General features: G+C 45.1%; 16 protein-coding genes. 2 read left to right on the plus strand and 14 right to left on the minus strand.

Features of this window, described 5'->3' with window-relative positions; all coding sequences use genetic code 11:
- Positions 1-3: 3 nt before the first annotated feature.
- The 6 genes from PDUR_RS24875 to PDUR_RS24895 all read right to left on the minus strand — a co-directional run bounded on the left by PDUR_RS24875 (position 4) and on the right by PDUR_RS24895 (position 3,851).
- A complete protein-coding gene (locus PDUR_RS24875) occupies positions 4-579 on the minus strand; it encodes a polysaccharide deacetylase family protein (RefSeq protein ID WP_042208623.1) in 576 nt (191 codons plus the stop codon).
- 355 nt (positions 580-934) lie between these two features.
- The gene (locus PDUR_RS24880) at positions 935-1,573 is read right to left on the minus strand and encodes a hypothetical protein (RefSeq protein WP_052410389.1); all 639 of its coding nucleotides are present in this window, start codon (positions 1,571-1,573) and stop codon (positions 935-937) included.
- Complete coding sequence (locus tag PDUR_RS30365) at positions 1,549-1,764, minus strand: RHS repeat-associated core domain-containing protein (RefSeq protein WP_218918428.1); 216 nt, start codon at positions 1,762-1,764, stop codon at positions 1,549-1,551. Before PDUR_RS30365 ends, PDUR_RS24880 begins: the two co-directional genes overlap by 25 nt.
- A gap of 315 nt (positions 1,765-2,079) precedes the next feature.
- Entirely contained in the window at positions 2,080-2,694 is a 615-nt protein-coding gene (locus tag PDUR_RS24885; protein WP_042208624.1) for a hypothetical protein, read from the minus strand.
- Positions 2,695-3,145: 451 nt separating this feature from the next.
- Positions 3,146-3,409, minus strand: coding sequence for a DUF1871 family protein (locus tag PDUR_RS24890; protein WP_042208625.1), 264 nt, complete (start codon positions 3,407-3,409; stop codon positions 3,146-3,148).
- 79 nt (positions 3,410-3,488) lie between these two features.
- Entirely contained in the window at positions 3,489-3,851 is a 363-nt protein-coding gene (locus PDUR_RS24895; protein WP_156130611.1) for a hypothetical protein, read from the minus strand.
- Positions 3,852-4,088: 237 nt separating this feature from the next.
- Here PDUR_RS24895 and PDUR_RS24900 point away from each other — a divergent pair, with 237 nt between their 5' ends.
- Both PDUR_RS24900 and PDUR_RS24905 read left to right on the plus strand, forming a co-directional pair.
- Positions 4,089-4,547, plus strand: coding sequence for a helix-turn-helix domain-containing protein (locus tag PDUR_RS24900; RefSeq protein WP_052410390.1), 459 nt, complete (start codon positions 4,089-4,091; stop codon positions 4,545-4,547).
- Complete coding sequence (locus tag PDUR_RS24905) at positions 4,487-5,218, plus strand: IS630 family transposase (protein ID WP_156130613.1); 732 nt, start codon at positions 4,487-4,489, stop codon at positions 5,216-5,218. The genes PDUR_RS24900 and PDUR_RS24905 overlap by 61 nt, the downstream gene beginning before the upstream one ends.
- Before the next feature lie 63 nt (positions 5,219-5,281).
- On the opposite strand, the gene PDUR_RS24910 is transcribed toward PDUR_RS24905, so the two are convergent.
- The 8 genes from PDUR_RS24910 to PDUR_RS24950 all read right to left on the minus strand — a co-directional run bounded on the left by PDUR_RS24910 (position 5,282) and on the right by PDUR_RS24950 (position 14,546).
- Positions 5,282-5,821, minus strand: coding sequence for a hypothetical protein (locus PDUR_RS24910; RefSeq protein WP_042208628.1), 540 nt, complete (start codon positions 5,819-5,821; stop codon positions 5,282-5,284).
- Positions 5,821-7,752, minus strand: a complete 1,932-nt coding sequence (locus tag PDUR_RS24915; protein ID WP_042208629.1) for a polymorphic toxin-type HINT domain-containing protein — start codon at positions 7,750-7,752, stop codon at positions 5,821-5,823. Before PDUR_RS24915 ends, PDUR_RS24910 begins: the two co-directional genes overlap by 1 nt.
- Before the next feature lie 444 nt (positions 7,753-8,196).
- Positions 8,197-8,763, minus strand: coding sequence for a hypothetical protein (locus PDUR_RS24920; RefSeq protein ID WP_042208630.1), 567 nt, complete (start codon positions 8,761-8,763; stop codon positions 8,197-8,199).
- Positions 8,764-8,807: 44 nt separating this feature from the next.
- Positions 8,808-10,799, minus strand: coding sequence for a DUF3289 family protein (locus tag PDUR_RS27565; RefSeq protein ID WP_081949657.1), 1,992 nt, complete (start codon positions 10,797-10,799; stop codon positions 8,808-8,810).
- A gap of 423 nt (positions 10,800-11,222) precedes the next feature.
- Positions 11,223-12,023, minus strand: a complete 801-nt coding sequence (locus PDUR_RS24935) for an ExeA family protein (RefSeq protein WP_042205200.1) — start codon at positions 12,021-12,023, stop codon at positions 11,223-11,225.
- Positions 12,016-13,368 carry a DDE-type integrase/transposase/recombinase gene (locus PDUR_RS24940; RefSeq protein ID WP_042205201.1) on the minus strand — a complete coding sequence of 451 codons (1,353 nt, stop codon included), beginning with the start codon at positions 13,366-13,368 and terminating at the stop codon, positions 12,016-12,018. Before PDUR_RS24940 ends, PDUR_RS24935 begins: the two co-directional genes overlap by 8 nt.
- A 40-nt stretch (positions 13,369-13,408) precedes the next feature.
- On the minus strand, positions 13,409-13,945 hold the full coding sequence (locus PDUR_RS24945; protein ID WP_156130276.1) for a DUF6431 domain-containing protein: 537 nt from the start codon (positions 13,943-13,945) through the stop codon (positions 13,409-13,411).
- Positions 13,946-14,153: 208 nt separating this feature from the next.
- Entirely contained in the window at positions 14,154-14,546 is a 393-nt protein-coding gene (locus PDUR_RS24950; RefSeq protein ID WP_169744876.1) for a hypothetical protein, read from the minus strand.
- Positions 14,547-14,690: the final 144 nt, after the last annotated feature.

Here is a 14,690-nt window from a genome sequence, read left to right on the forward strand (position 1 = left end):
TGTCTAGATTCTATGTAGCATTATAGATCTTGTATCGAGTTTAATTGCATCCTTTAGCCTTATCTTCTTACCATGATTAATATCTATATTTATCGTATAAAACAAATCCAGTGGGTAAGCAGCCTCGTCTGAATAACTAGACCCTTTATATTGAACACTCAGTAAGTTTTGACTCTTCCATGTAATTTCATAATCAATATCCATAGAGAGATCGTAATCAGCAGTACTGCTAAGATAACCATCTAAGGGGACAAGTGCTTCGAATTTTAACAACTCATTAATTTTTTCTTGTCTTTTACTATCATCTATTCCAATGACTTGTGGGTACCTTATAGTTATATCTTTATCAGTGTAGCTTTCATTGACTATTGAATAAGGTATAGTTTTAGTAGTTTGAGACTCTCCTTGCTTGTTCGAATTATTATTCCCGCTATTTGCTATAGTCGTTTCATTAGCAACTTGAACTTGCTCTGATTCTGGAGTTGCGCTTGCATTAACATCTAAATTATTTTTACTACACGATGTGATCAGTAGAACAATTAAAAACATTGTAATTAGTACCTTCACTTTTTCTCTCATTTTATTACTCTCCCTCTACCAGGTTATTCCAGCCTAAACACATTGTCACTGGTTCCATAGCTTCCTCCGCTCTTTGGTGTATTCGCCGGCACTCCCACGATGGTTCCAAACCCATAGCTTCCCCTGTGATACGGGGTTGTTGCCCCTACCAGCTCAATCATGGTCATTGGAAGCAGTGAAAGAACAGTTTTATTTTCGGGGTATGTCCCCTAAAATCCCCTTGTTCTCCCGGCTACCGCCATCTTAATGCACCTAAAAAATTAGGCCAACCAGAAGTTTCTGGCTGACCTAATAATACGAAAAAATGCCCTGAAGGAGTTCATTCCTACTCTATCAAGGCATTTAAATCAATCCATTATTGCCCTACAAGTTCAATATTTTTTTTACTTGCAAATTCAATAATCATTTCAATAGTTTTGTTCTTTTTTAAATCATGTATTGCTTCGTCCAGTTCCGGGTTATTAACAAATCCAGTCTTTGTTTGGAAATATACATCTCCAACATTGAATGGTTCCGCTCCATCTGGACCAACCCCTGTCATAAATTCAGCAATAATTATGATGTCCTTTAATCCATCTTTGTTAACATCTTTGAATGAAACAGCTTTCATTTCAAACAGTGTATTCCACTGATTTCCATAAAAATCCGGGAATTCATATAATATTTTCCCTGAAGCGTCTACTAAAAAAAATTTAAGTTTGTATAAACTACCCATAGCAGATTCTACTGAAAGGAACTTAACCTTACCCCAATTTTCTAATTCAATCCAGAAAGATTGATCCTCCAAAACTTCAAGACCCTCTTTCTTTAAATCTTCTAAATTTTCAAGGTTGTGTTTTATAGATGCTTCCCCGAAGTTTTCAATACCCTGATGAGCATTTGTAATATTATCCTCAACTATATTTCCACTATTTTTGTATTTAGGTTGGTTACCACATCCATTTAATATAACTATAGAAATTATTACTATTACAACAACAAAAGTTTTCTCCATTCTAATCCCCCCTTATTTATACTAACATACGTATACAAATTCAACGTCAGCGGATCATTAATCCCACCCTCATACGTATCCTCCGATATAAATCGGGCCGGGCGTGGGTCGTAGTAGCGGGCTTGCAGGTAATAGTACTGTGTCTTCCGATCCCAGTAATAGGCGGCATAGCGGTATGGGTTTTCCTTCACCAGCTCCGTTGTGATATCCTCGGTTAGCTCCGCTTCCTCCGTTACAAGGCCGGTGATTCCTGCAGAGGTGTCGATGACCGTTTCTTCCGCCGCTGCCGTATCGCCGGTTACGGTCTGGTATACTTTTTATAGCTTTGTACGTACCGTCTCTGTTAAGTCCGAAATTGGAATTGAGTCTAGGTTACTTATAAATAAAAAAATCCTTATACGAGTATTACATCGGTTATATGTGTTATTAGTTGAATGATGGGTTCATTTCCCCACCATCAAAAAAGAAACCTTGAAAGGCATGATGCCAATCAAGGTCAATAGAAATTACACCTCAGAAATATATAGTTCTGATGCTTCACCATCTTCCTGATAGGATTGAAAACTGAACTTGTATCCATTAATAATGTACTCTAATACGTAGGCCGTAATATCTTCTGAAGCTATCCAAGTTTTTTTCACTTTTTTTTCTCCCATTATCCTCTTTATTTCCACAAAGCTCATACCTGGCTTTACATCGCCTACACTTATACTACTGCTATTCGTATCTGAATTTACCGAAATGTATGCAGGCAATGAATCTTCAGAAAAATCCTGGTAAATAAAGGTAACCCCTAAATCTTCAACAAATACACATGGAAAGTTCATATGTGACTCCATAATTGCGATCGTATCTTCACTACTATCAGTTTTTGATAATTTTAGAGCATCTCCTCTTTTGATGTTAAAAAAATGATGGATTACTTCAAAGGTAGTTTTATTAATACTATCTTTGGACTTGGAGTAATTACTTGAAGTAGCTATATTGATTGTTGATTCTTTACTTTGGAGATGCTCACTTGTTTGATATGTTTGTTTTGTAATATAATTACCATTCTTATTTACGCAAGAACTTTGCAAAATAATCACCATTAAAAAAATCAGTAATTTCACAGCCTTCATTTCATACTCACCGTCCTTAAAAAGACATGAAAATTTTATGCCAATCATCTAATGTATGCGGGAAGGTGACCTTGGTCAGCTGCCCGCGCGTATTCCACTCATATTTGCTGCGTCCGTCGGTCAGCAGATTTCCGGCATTGTCGTACGAATAATCGTATTCCTCCTACCGGATCAGGTCTTCCCGGTGAACCAGCTGATTGCGGGTATTGTACGTATATTTCGTTCCGATGACCGTACCATACCCCCACGGAGTATGAGCAGCTTTATTGGAGTAAGAGCGTAAAAAATCTGTGTCTACTATCTTGGCAGAGATCCATTGGCCTGCGTACAAATGGAATGAAGAAATCTTTAGACGGGTATTATATGGGTTATATGTGTTATTGGTTGAATGATGTGTTCATTCGATACTGGGTATCCCTACCAAAGAGAAAACCTTGAAGAAAATATACCTTCAAGGTCGAAAGTCTAGCATCCACTGTTGATACTTCATTATTTCTTCTGCAATCACCTTACATTCCTCGATGGACTTTGTAAATTCCTTTCCAAAGGACTGCTTAAAAATACTAAAGATTCCAACTGCTAAATCATCAATTGACTTAATTTTCCCTAATGCTTCGACTATTTTTTTTGATTCAGAAGAGTACTCATCTTCTAATAATGGATATATTTCTACAGGATTCCATTTATTGATTATTTCATTAATCTTATTTTGCATTTGTACCTCCCTTATTTTCCAAATAAGGATTTTGACAGTGTCTTGTAAGCATCGTCATATTTACTTTTTGGAATTACGGTTACAAGTGTTCCATCGTTGGCAACAACTGCTGCGCCTTCCTTTGAGAAAAATAAGTGCTTACTTCCATTGTTCTGAGAAAGAGACTTACCATTTTTAACCATGATTTAGCCATTTTTTTCGTCACGCCACGTTCTTTCATTCTTTCTAAAGCGTGAGAAGAGACTTTAGACCAATCAATTTTAGTACCGGGATTCTTTACGAGTGTTCCAGCTTTTCCAAAACTATCGCCAATCTTTGCAATACCCGTCCCCTTAATAATGTTTTTACTACCTTCTTTAATTCCATACTTCTTCATTATTCCTTTAGCCAAAACTTGTTGTTCGTTACTTCCAAGCGCTAAAAGAAGAGTACCATCATCCACGTGTCTCATGATTCCAACGGTAAGCCGCAAGACCATCTTTTGGTCTTCAGTGAGTCCTTTTCCATAGTTTGCAAGCTTGTCAAACGCTAGTGGATCACGTTTCCGCCACGCAAGATAATAATCCCATGCTACACTACCGTCCTTGTTATATAGAACACCATTTGTACCTAGTACCTTGACCAACTTTGATTCTAGTTTTATTCTCTCCCTATAAGAAGAATATGGGAGGGCTTGCAGATGAATAAAAAATACGAGGTTCGGCTCGAACCGAAAGAACGCGAAAGGATTGAACAGCTTCTCCATGCCGATTCTACGTCCCCCGGCATTCGCCGCCGCTGTCTCGTGCTGCTGCTTTCGGACGAAAATCAAGGTGCCATCCCCAAGCAGGCTGAAATTGCCCAGCGCTCAGGGGTCAGTGATGTGACGGTCTATTACACGGTAAAAGACTATTCCACCCGCGGACTGGAGGAGACGCTCTGTTACCGTCGACGCGCCGAACCGGCACGTCCTTCGCCGATCACCGGTGAGGTGGAAGCCCGAATCATCGCGCTAGCCTGTTCCGAACCCCCAAAGGGGTATGCTCGCTGGACGATTCGTTTGTTGACCCGTCGAGTCATCGAACTGAATATTTTGGAATCCGTTGGACGAGAAACCATTCGGACGACTTTAAAAAAACAAAACTTAAGCCTCACTTGAAAAAACAATGGTGCATTCCCGCCAAATCCAACAGTGAGTTTGTCGCTCGGATGGAAGACGTCTTAGAGACCTACGCCCTTCCTTATGACCCTGAAATCCCGCTCATTTGTATGGATGAACAGCCGATCCAACTGTTGGATCATTCGCGGCCTCCACAAACCATGAAGCCTGGACAGGTTCTGCGAGAAGATTACGAATATGTTCGTAAAGGAAGCTGCAGTCTGTTTCTGTTCACGGAGCCGCTCGCCGGGTGGCGTCACGTGCAGGCTTCGGAAAGGCGTACGAAGTCCGATTGGGCTCTGCAGATCCATGAGCTGCTGGAAGTTCACTATCCAGGGGCGAAACGGGTTCGGCTGGTGATGGGCAACTTGAATACCCATACGATCTCATCCTTGTATGAAACCTTTACACCTGAACAGGCATTGGCCTTGGCGAAACGATTGGAAATCCATTACACCCCCAAACATGGCAGCTGGCTGAACATCGCTGAAATTGAACTCAGTGCACTGACGATTCAATGCCTGAACCGCCGAATCGCCTCCATTGAAGAATTACAAGCCGAGGTGTCGGCTTGGGAAACCGAACGCAACCAAATCCAGAAATCCGTCGATTGGCAATTTACCACCGAGCAGGCACGAGGCAAGTTAAAGCATTTGTATCCTGAAATTTGATCTGGTCAAGGTACTAGTTAGGGTAAAAAAAGACCTTGAGGATTTACCCTCAAGGTGAAATAATTATTCCTCATCCCAATACGGAGATTCATACGGTTCAACAAACAGACCGGAATGAGTTATTTCTTCAATAGCTTTAGAACAATCTTTAGTACCTCCTAAGTACATGTAATAATCATATCCAAAGTGCACATAAAAATCAGAAGAGTATTTGAATTTACACCATATATCCTCTCTTAATATTAATCTAGTAATTTGTTCGATTTCAGGTGATTGAATAATGTCACTTTCTTGGATTTTGGAATATACTGACTTCATAGTAGAATTGTAGTGCTGATGGAATCGAGTACTTTTTAATTCTGCATTCCATTTGTCTAAAGTTTCGACTTGTAATTCAGTAATATTTAGGTGATACATAAAGATCTTAATGGCCTTGACGTATTTGTCTTCAACACACAAATACTCCTCAATTGTAAACTTCCTTCCACTATAAGTTCTTCCCACATCAGATAACGATGTCCATTCATTCACAGCATAAGTTCCATTATCATTCCGATTTAACGGATTATATTTTGAGATTCGATAGCTGTATTTTATATTCATCAATCCCCTATCCGTTTGAGATGTGCATCATAAGTACCCATTCTTGTTTCTTTCTTATTCAACTTCTCTATTGTCTTAGACATTTTCCAAATTCCTCCAATATGAGAATCAAGGTCTTGGGTAATAAATACCTTCCCATCTGTAAATACTAATCCCTTTTTTCCACCTTTAACTTCTTTGAACCCTAAATATTTTGCTAAATCCTTTACTTCTGAATTGGTTAACTTTTGAGTAGGGCCACGTTCTTTTTGGGTTTTTAATATATCTGTAGGGCACTTTCCTCCAGTATTATGCACCCAAATCCCAAGGTCACTGACAAAATAGGTATGGAACTCATCCACTGTCATGTTGTAGACCGTGACGTGCTTGCGCTCTACCTCAATGCTGTCTATCTTGAGTGTATGCCCATCGCTCTGAACAAGCAAGTCTCTAGGTTTGAGGTCTTTGACGAAGGTCCATCCCTTGCCCTCCACCCAAAACGGATGATTATAGGTCGATTCTATAACTTGGTCGCCCACATGGATTTTATAAATCTCATCCGACTCATGATTGAACGTTGCCGTTACTTCTTTATACGCTACCTCGCCTGTTACTTCATCCTTAGAGAGAACCTTATCCCCTACCTCGATTTTCTCGATAGGTTTCTCCCCTTCGTCTGTTTGAACCTTTGTCCCGCCAACAAAACAGTTACATGATTTTAAGGCTTTACCCGTACCCTTAGAGCCAATTTTTTCTCCCGCAGAAGGCCGTTTGATCTTAATATGCTTCAGCTTTTTTGCTAATGCAGGAGCGACTTTTCCAATCAGGCCCATCGCTTTGGCGCTTCCGGCAAAGGAGATTAGCACCTCTCCCAGGTTTTCTCCATAGGTTCGGACCTGCCTGTTGCTTGGTTTTCCACCGAATACTTTACCCGTGTTTAACGCCAGGTATCTATACGGTCCAACTGCCGAATCGACGACGGATTTGCCCAGCTCTGTAAAAGAGATTTCCTTTTTATAAATGGCTTTGCCCAGCTGATATAATCCTTTGTACGTACTTGGGGACAGCAGTCCGGTGACCATTCCCTTCATAGAATCATACACCCCGCGACCCAAGTCGTCGTATTGATACCAGGCAATATGTCCCGTCGGGTCCGTGTACATCAGCGGATTGTTCATGACGTACGTATACAAGTTCAGCGTAGGCGGAGCCTCGATCTCCCCTTCTACCGTATCCTCAGATATAAACCGGGCCTGGCGCGGGTCGTAGTAGCGGGCTTGCAGGTAGTAGTACTGCGTCTTCCGATCCCAGTAATAGGCGGCATAGCGGTATGGGTTTTCCTTCACCAGCTCCGTTGTGATATCCTCAGTTGGCTCCGCTTCCTCCGTTACGAGGTCGGTGATTCCTGCAGAGGTGGCGGTAACCGTTTCTTCCGCCGCTGCCGAATCGCCGGTTACGGTCTGTTCCTCGCTTGGCTCGCTATTGGCCTTGCCATTAGCCTTTCCATTGGCGTTGCCGTTGCCGGGATGGTAGTCCGGCTCGGTGTTGCCGCTCTCGTCTTCCGGTCCCTGCAAGGAGCCCGGGCTGCCGTTGCCGCTTCCGAGATCCCCCATCCAGCCAATACCTTCACGCACACGCTCGCCATACCGATTGTACATGCCGGTCACCAGACCCCAGGCATCATATTCGTAGCGGGCCGCTACTTTGCCCTCGGCATCCGTCAGCGCGACGACATCCCCGTGGCCGTTGTATACGTACCAATAGGTCTGTCCCTTGTACGTAATCGTCAGCGGCCGCTCGTTCGTATCGTATGAATACGACTTCGTGACCCCGCCGGCTCCATCCCGTTCCTCGGTGATGACCCAAGTATCGCCTTTATAGACGTAGTTCGTTACTTCCTGCGTTTCGCCCGTATGATTAAATCGGGTCTTGCTGACTCTCCGTCCCAGCATATCATAGGCATACTTCTCGCCGAACCCGTCCGGGAAGGTGACCCTGGTCAGCTGTCCGCGCGCATTCCACTCATATTTGCTGCGGGCGTCGTTGAGCAGATTTCCGGCATCGTCGTACGAGTAATCGTATTCCTCATACCGGATCAGGTCTTCCCGGTGAACCAGCTGATTCCGGGTATTGTACTGGTCTTGTGAGGGTTATACTTAATTGAATTCAGTCGCCCGATTCATTCGGCACTGGGTGGGGCATTTCAAAAATGCAAAAAGAAAAACCACATGGAGTTGTTACACTCGCATGTGGCTTAGAACTGACTTAGAATAACTTCTATTCGTTATTATTTTTAAATCAAACAGTATACTATGTTTTGATAACTGGACTAATACATACTCTCTACAACTTTATTTTGCACACTTAACAAAAGTCGACGTTGTCCAAACTCTTCTTTAATCTTCTACGGGCCATGCATGATACCAGTGAGCTGATATCTTCTTTAACTTAAAGTGCCTTTTTGTATCTGGGGTATTTACATATTTAGGTTTATGTCCGTCTCTTCTGTGTACCAATGAATATCGACCATTTGCGATTTCAAATTCTACCTGGTTTTCATAAACTCTAATTAAATATAAATATTCCATATCGCCATGATGAAAAGCTTTTGCCTCAATTTTCTCCAGAGATTTTTTCTCTTTTGGGCTCATCGTTACTTCAACGAAATCTTCAGTGTTGACATTTTCATATTTTAAATTGACTGTTCCATCAGGATTCTCATGTACATTTATATAATCGTCCTTCATTTGTCCTTTGCTAAACTCACGATAAGCCAAGTCCGCTATAGTCTGGAAATCGCTTTTATAGGTATCAAAATCTCTTACTTTGTACTCCCAAGTTGACCACAGGAGAGTCCCTAGTAAAAAATTACAACCCCCTAATAATACACTAAATGAAATGATGGCTATCAATACCGATTTAATTAACGATTTAATTTTTTTGTTTTTGTTAATTTCATTCATTCATTCAATCAATCCTTTCTTAATAGTTTCTGGGAATATTACTGTTACAGCTTTTCATCAAACTCAATAATGGTTAGAAAAGGTTTATGTCTTCCTTTTAATTCTGTATAATGTTGTAAAATATACCATGACCTTAAACCTCCCCATTGTCTTTGTTGAGTTACGTCCTCTTCATCCAAACCGAAATTATCCCAAAGCATAAAATGTAATGTCCCACTGTAAGTAGATCCATTTTTTTTAACTGATGATAATTTAATACTATTCCCCTCAAAACCATGAATTGTAATTCCATAACCTTTAACTTTACTATCTAAGAATCCATTAAAAGAAGGTTGATTAATTTTATGACTCATTGCTTCTACCATTAAACTATTATCTCTATCTGCTGCATTATATTTTAATTTGGATGTATCACCATTATACTTCTTCAACAACTTCTTGACCGTTTTCTTGATATCGCTAACATACTCCTTAACAACCCCTTTATTTCGGACTTTATTTGTTAGCGTGTTGTTTCTATATGGAGTGCCTGTTCCAGACATGAAATGGTCAACCATATCCAATGCGATATCTTCCATATCCCCTATAGAAGTGAGTCTAACTAAAAATTCAAAATCTCTTCGCCAATCATCTTCATCCTTATTCTTGAATTCATCTTGATAATACCAAGCACTTAATATATCCTCTAGTTGTTTTTTAGACTTATCATTGTATTGCATGTCCTCAGGGTTCTTTCTTATTTCCGTTTGATAGATTAGCAATTTAGCCTCTTCGTAAGCTTCATAGGTTGGTTTGACGAATCTTCCTGTGTCATCATCTGCTCCTGATCTATGTCCACTCGGATCTGTATAATTCAATGGATTATTCTCCACATACGTATACAAATTCAACGTCAGCGGATTATTAATCTCCCCTTCATACGTATCCTCCGATATAAACCGGGCCGGGCGCGGGTCGTAGTAACGGGCTTGCAGGTAGTAGTACTGCGTCTTCCGATCCCAGTAATAGGCGGCATAGCGGTATGGGTTTTCCTTCACCAGCTCTGTTGTGATATCCTCGGTCGGCTCCGCTTCCTCCGTTACAAGGTCGGTGATTCCTGCAGAGGTGTCCGTGACTGTTTGTTCCACCGCTGCCGAATCGTCGGTTACGGTCTGTTCCTGGCTTGGCTCGCCATTGGCCTTGCCATTAGCCTTTCCATTAGCCTTACCATTAGCCTTGCCATTGCCGTTGCCGGGATGGTAGTCCGGTTCGGTGTTGCCGCTCTCGTCTTCCGGTCCCTGCAAGGAGCCCGGGCTGCCGTTGCCGCTTCCGAGATCCCCCATCCAGCCAATACCTTCACGCACACGCTCGCCATACCGGTTGTACATGCCGGTTACCAGACCCCAGGCATCGTATTCGTACCGGGCCGCTATTTTGCCCTCGGCATCCGTCAGCGCGACGACATCCCCGTAGCCGTTGTATACATACCAATAGGTCTGTCCCTTGTACGTAATCGTCAGCGGCCGCTCGTTCGTATCGTATGAATACGACTTCGTGACCCCGCCGGCTCCATCCCGTTCCTCGGTGATGACCCAAGTATCGCCTTTATAGACATAGTTCGTTACTTCTTGCGTTTCGCCCGTATGATTGAACCGGGTCTTGCTGATCCTACGCCCCAGCATATCATAGGCATACTTCTCACCGAACCCGTCCGGGAAGGTGACTTTGGTCAGCTGCCCGCGCGCATTCCACTCATATTTGCTGCGGGCGTCAGTCAGCAGATTTCCGGCATCGTCATATGAGTAATCGTATTCCTCGTACCGGATCAGGTCTTCCCGGTGAACCAGCTGATTGCGGGTATTGTACGTATATTTCGTTCCGATGACCGTATATCCTTTTCCGACTTCGCGAATGCGTTCGAACAGCTTATCATGACCGCCCGGCGGCAGGTTGACTTCGCCATTGACGATGTTGTCGATCGCGGCCAGGATGTGTTCGATTTGGCCGGTTTCGAACAAGCTGTCTATTCCCTCGACCGATCCTTCTCCTGATCCCACGCCTGAACCAAACTGCCTGCCTAGTTTCTTATATAGGCCGAGCTTCTTGCCGTTCCCTTTCTCGAGCGCTTTTATCCAGCCTTTGCCGCACCCAGCACCGCCGCGTCAGAGCCCTTATCCTTGCCATTTCCGTTAACATAACCACAACCGCCTCATACTTTACTTTCGCCTGTGCAATCGAGCCTAACTTTTCTTTCTTTGTTTTTTCGCATGTAAAAAAGCTCATTCCTCCTCATCGTTCAAGTTAGAATAAGCCTTTAAGAGTTTATCAAGTATCAAGTTTTTTAGTGGTTGTATTGTACGATCCTATTACTGGGATTGTAAACTGTTACTGCTAACCCATAATGACCGGAGGTTGACGGTGTAAGCTGTCCTGCTATTGACGGCCATGCTGTCCGCAGTAGGATAGAAAAGCAGGGAGAATCATGACAATTCTCCCTGGATCACGCGCTTTACCATATGGTCGTCCACAATCCGGTGCTTGTTCTGTGCGCCGTAGATCAACGCGTGGGTACAGAGCTTGTTCACCAGCCGGGCGGCTCCGCTGGAAAAACGGTAGATTTCATCCATCGCCGCCTCCGTAAACAGTTCATGCTCGGCACCTGCTGCACTCAGATGCCTCTTCATATAGGCCCCCACTTCCGCCCGGTCCATATGCGGAAGATAACACTGCATATCAATTCGCTGGCGGATCGCCGCATAGGCTTGCAGCCCCAGCCGGTCCCACAGTTCGCTTTGCCCCACCAGAATCAGGGCCATCGGACTCTGTGAATCCATTTTCAGATTTAGTAGAAATCGCAGTTCCTCCAGCATCTCCCGGTCCAGCAGATGGGCTTCATCGACCACGACCACGGGCTGTAGCCGGTGAATCCCACGCATGAGTTCAATCTCCCGGTGTAACTGCCGTTTTGCATCCCCCCGGTAAAATTTCGACTCACAGCCGAGCTGCTCCAGCAGCCCTTTGTAGAAGTGGCGCGGGGTCAGTTTCGAATCGGACAGGTAGAGTAGCTTAAAGCGCGCCTCGTCCAGTTCCTTGGCTAACCGCCGGATCGTAGTCGTTTTCCCGGTCCCGCAGTCCCCTGTGAGCACGGCAAACCACTGGCGTTCCGCGACATAGGCCAGACGCCCGAGCATTTCTTCCTGCGACGCAGACGCATATAACTCGTCTACCGCAAGATCTCTGGAGAACGGAGCACGGTGCAACTCGTAGAAGGACTCAAACATGGCCATCCTCCGCCTGCACTCTGCGGTACGTCACCGCAGGTGCTTCCCGCTGTTTGCGCTGCTGGTGTCGCTGCTCTGCCGCCTCCAGCAGTCTCGACGTGTCGGTCATAGATGCGCCCAGGTGCTCCGGCAACGCCGGACGGGTTCCCGCCCGCTGACCGATTTCCATCTCGCGCACCCGCCACGGCGCTCGTCCCTCATACTCAATCGTCAGTTCCGTGGGGTCTGCCGGGTCATAAACCACCTCGACCGTACAGCCAATGACCGTCAGGCCCACTTCGTACTTTCGGTTCATGAAGCTAATGCAGCCCGACTTGTCGACCTTCCGCTTTTCACTATGCAAGAACGCGTCCGCCAAGGTATCCGGGTCCATGAACCGCAGCGCTTTCTTGTCACTCCGAAACGCCGTTTCCGGGCTTTGCTTGTCCGGCAGGGCGGAGTGGGGCTTGTGCTGGTAGCACTCCGAGAGCCATACCTCGAAGCGCTCATTCAACTGCTCGAGTGTCTTCGGCTTCTCCAAGGCGACTTCGCTCAGAAACGAATCGACGATTTGGTTAAACCGTTCGACCTTGCCTTTGGATTCAGGCGAGTAGGGCTTCGCATAGAGCAGCCGGGTTCCGAGCTTGGAACATATCCGGGTCATGGCTTGGGTACGGTACTGCTTGCCGTTGTCAAAATAGACCGCTTCTGGTACCCCATACTTCTGGATCGCTTGGCGAAACGCCGATTCGACCAGCCGCTGGTCCATGACCGGCACAAACTCCCCATGCAGAATAAACCTTGTAGCGTCGTCAATGAACACGACCAGATACACCTGTTTCATCGTCCCGCTTTCGCCAAGGGGCAAATACGGTCCGTATTTGAGGTCTGACTGCCACAGCTGGTTCCGGTGGCGCTGCTGGAAGCGTCTGGCGGCAACCCCGGATTCGGCGTACATCCGCAGATGGCGCGAGCTGTAGCCACAGGCAGTCAGTCTCTCCTGCAGGGTACTACGCTTAATTTGGCCCGGCGAAATCCGCCCTTCCCATTCTAAAATCTGAATGAGCTGTGCGACGCTGCGGCCGGGGACCTCCCGGCGCAAGAGAATCGCTTGCTCGAGCACGGCGGTAGGAAGAATCTCTTCGGAGGGCTGCCGCCCTTTGCCTTTGGGCTTCAGGCCGGTAAATCCTTCGCTCCGGTAACTCGCCAAATACCGGCGCAAGGTACGTTCGGAGAGTCCGGTTTGCTTACAAATCTGCGCTTTCATCTCCCGGGCTTTGGCCGGGTCCAGCCCTTCGGCAAGCAGGGGAGCGAGAAGCTGCATCCGCTCTGCGGCGAGGGCTTCGGCTTTCTTTTGGTCTTTCATGGGTCGGTAAACTCCTTCCTGAAATGAACTCAAGGAGAGTCTACCGTAGAGCCGGGGCGGACAGATAGGCAAAACGGGTATGTACCCACAAATGAGCGTTTGCGACGGGGCGGACAAGTCTGGCCAGCCAGCCGGGTCCTTGCTGACGAAAGGCGGGGGCGGAGGTCATACGCAGGTGATCCGAAGCTTCGGGGGACCCGGGAGCGAGGCCGGACATCCGAGCCTCCAGCGCCTGCAGAACGAGGATGAAGTAGATAGAGAGCACGCGAAACCAGACCTTCCAACGCCGTAACGTAGAGGTTTCCGCGCAGGCGGTCACGGACGCCTCCGGCTCCGTGACCGCCTGTTCGATACAACGGGAATCGTACCGTTTATAGGGAATGAGTAGATCCGGGAGCTCATGGTGAATCCTGCGGCATCCCACACACCGGAGTCTGCGAATCACCAGTTGGCGCAGCTCACCACCCCCACCCCGGACCTTCCGCTCCCGGCTACCGATAATCTCCAGGTTCTCTGTGCAGCACGGGCAGGGCACCTCCTCCGCACCCCTGACGAAAAACACCAGGGATCTTTTCAACCAGCGCATACTCTGTTACAATGACCATGTCTAATGATGAAGGATATTTCCGGTGCGGCCTGTGCTAGCAGGCATACACGCGATGGAAGTATCCTTTTTCCTTTGCTAGAATACGGTCATTATATCTGGCAACTTCCGGACAGGCAATCCCGCCAGCTTCGCGGCGTTATGCTTTAGCAGAAACAGTAAACACACAATTTTCTCGTAATCAGTTTTGATGGTTAAATAATGCCCTAAAAGGAGGATGGCCAGTTTCTACATTTCTTAATAACGTAGGCTTTCTAAATCTTAAGCTGTTTTGCAACTTGAAAATAGCTGTATCTTGATTCATCTTCACATATGATATATTTATCCATATTGGAACTAAAGGTACTAGCCCGCAGTACAAATTTATAGTGTTTTCTAAAGGAAGCTTTTTCCCTCCAATATTTTCTTCACTAAATAAAATAAGTCGCATCATATCATCAGTTCCATTGAGTGGTTTGTTGGGTTCATCAATCGGCTCAATAATGAATTTATAATTATTAAAACATAGCTTTTCATTATCTTTAATTTCTATAATAGTACTTAATAGATTCTCTTGGAATATTTCTTTATTCATCTGGGTTATCCTATCCATAATAGTAATAGTCTCCTCTATTTTGGAATCTTCCTACTTGTAACTTTTTGAAGTCAGTCGTATTAACGTAACCTGAGGTAGTCATCTTAAAATCGTATAACTCAAGCCACGTACCTTTAATATTAA

The organism is Paenibacillus durus (assembly GCF_000756615.1).
GTDB lineage: Bacteria > Bacillota > Bacilli > Paenibacillales > Paenibacillaceae > Paenibacillus_AQ > Paenibacillus_AQ durus.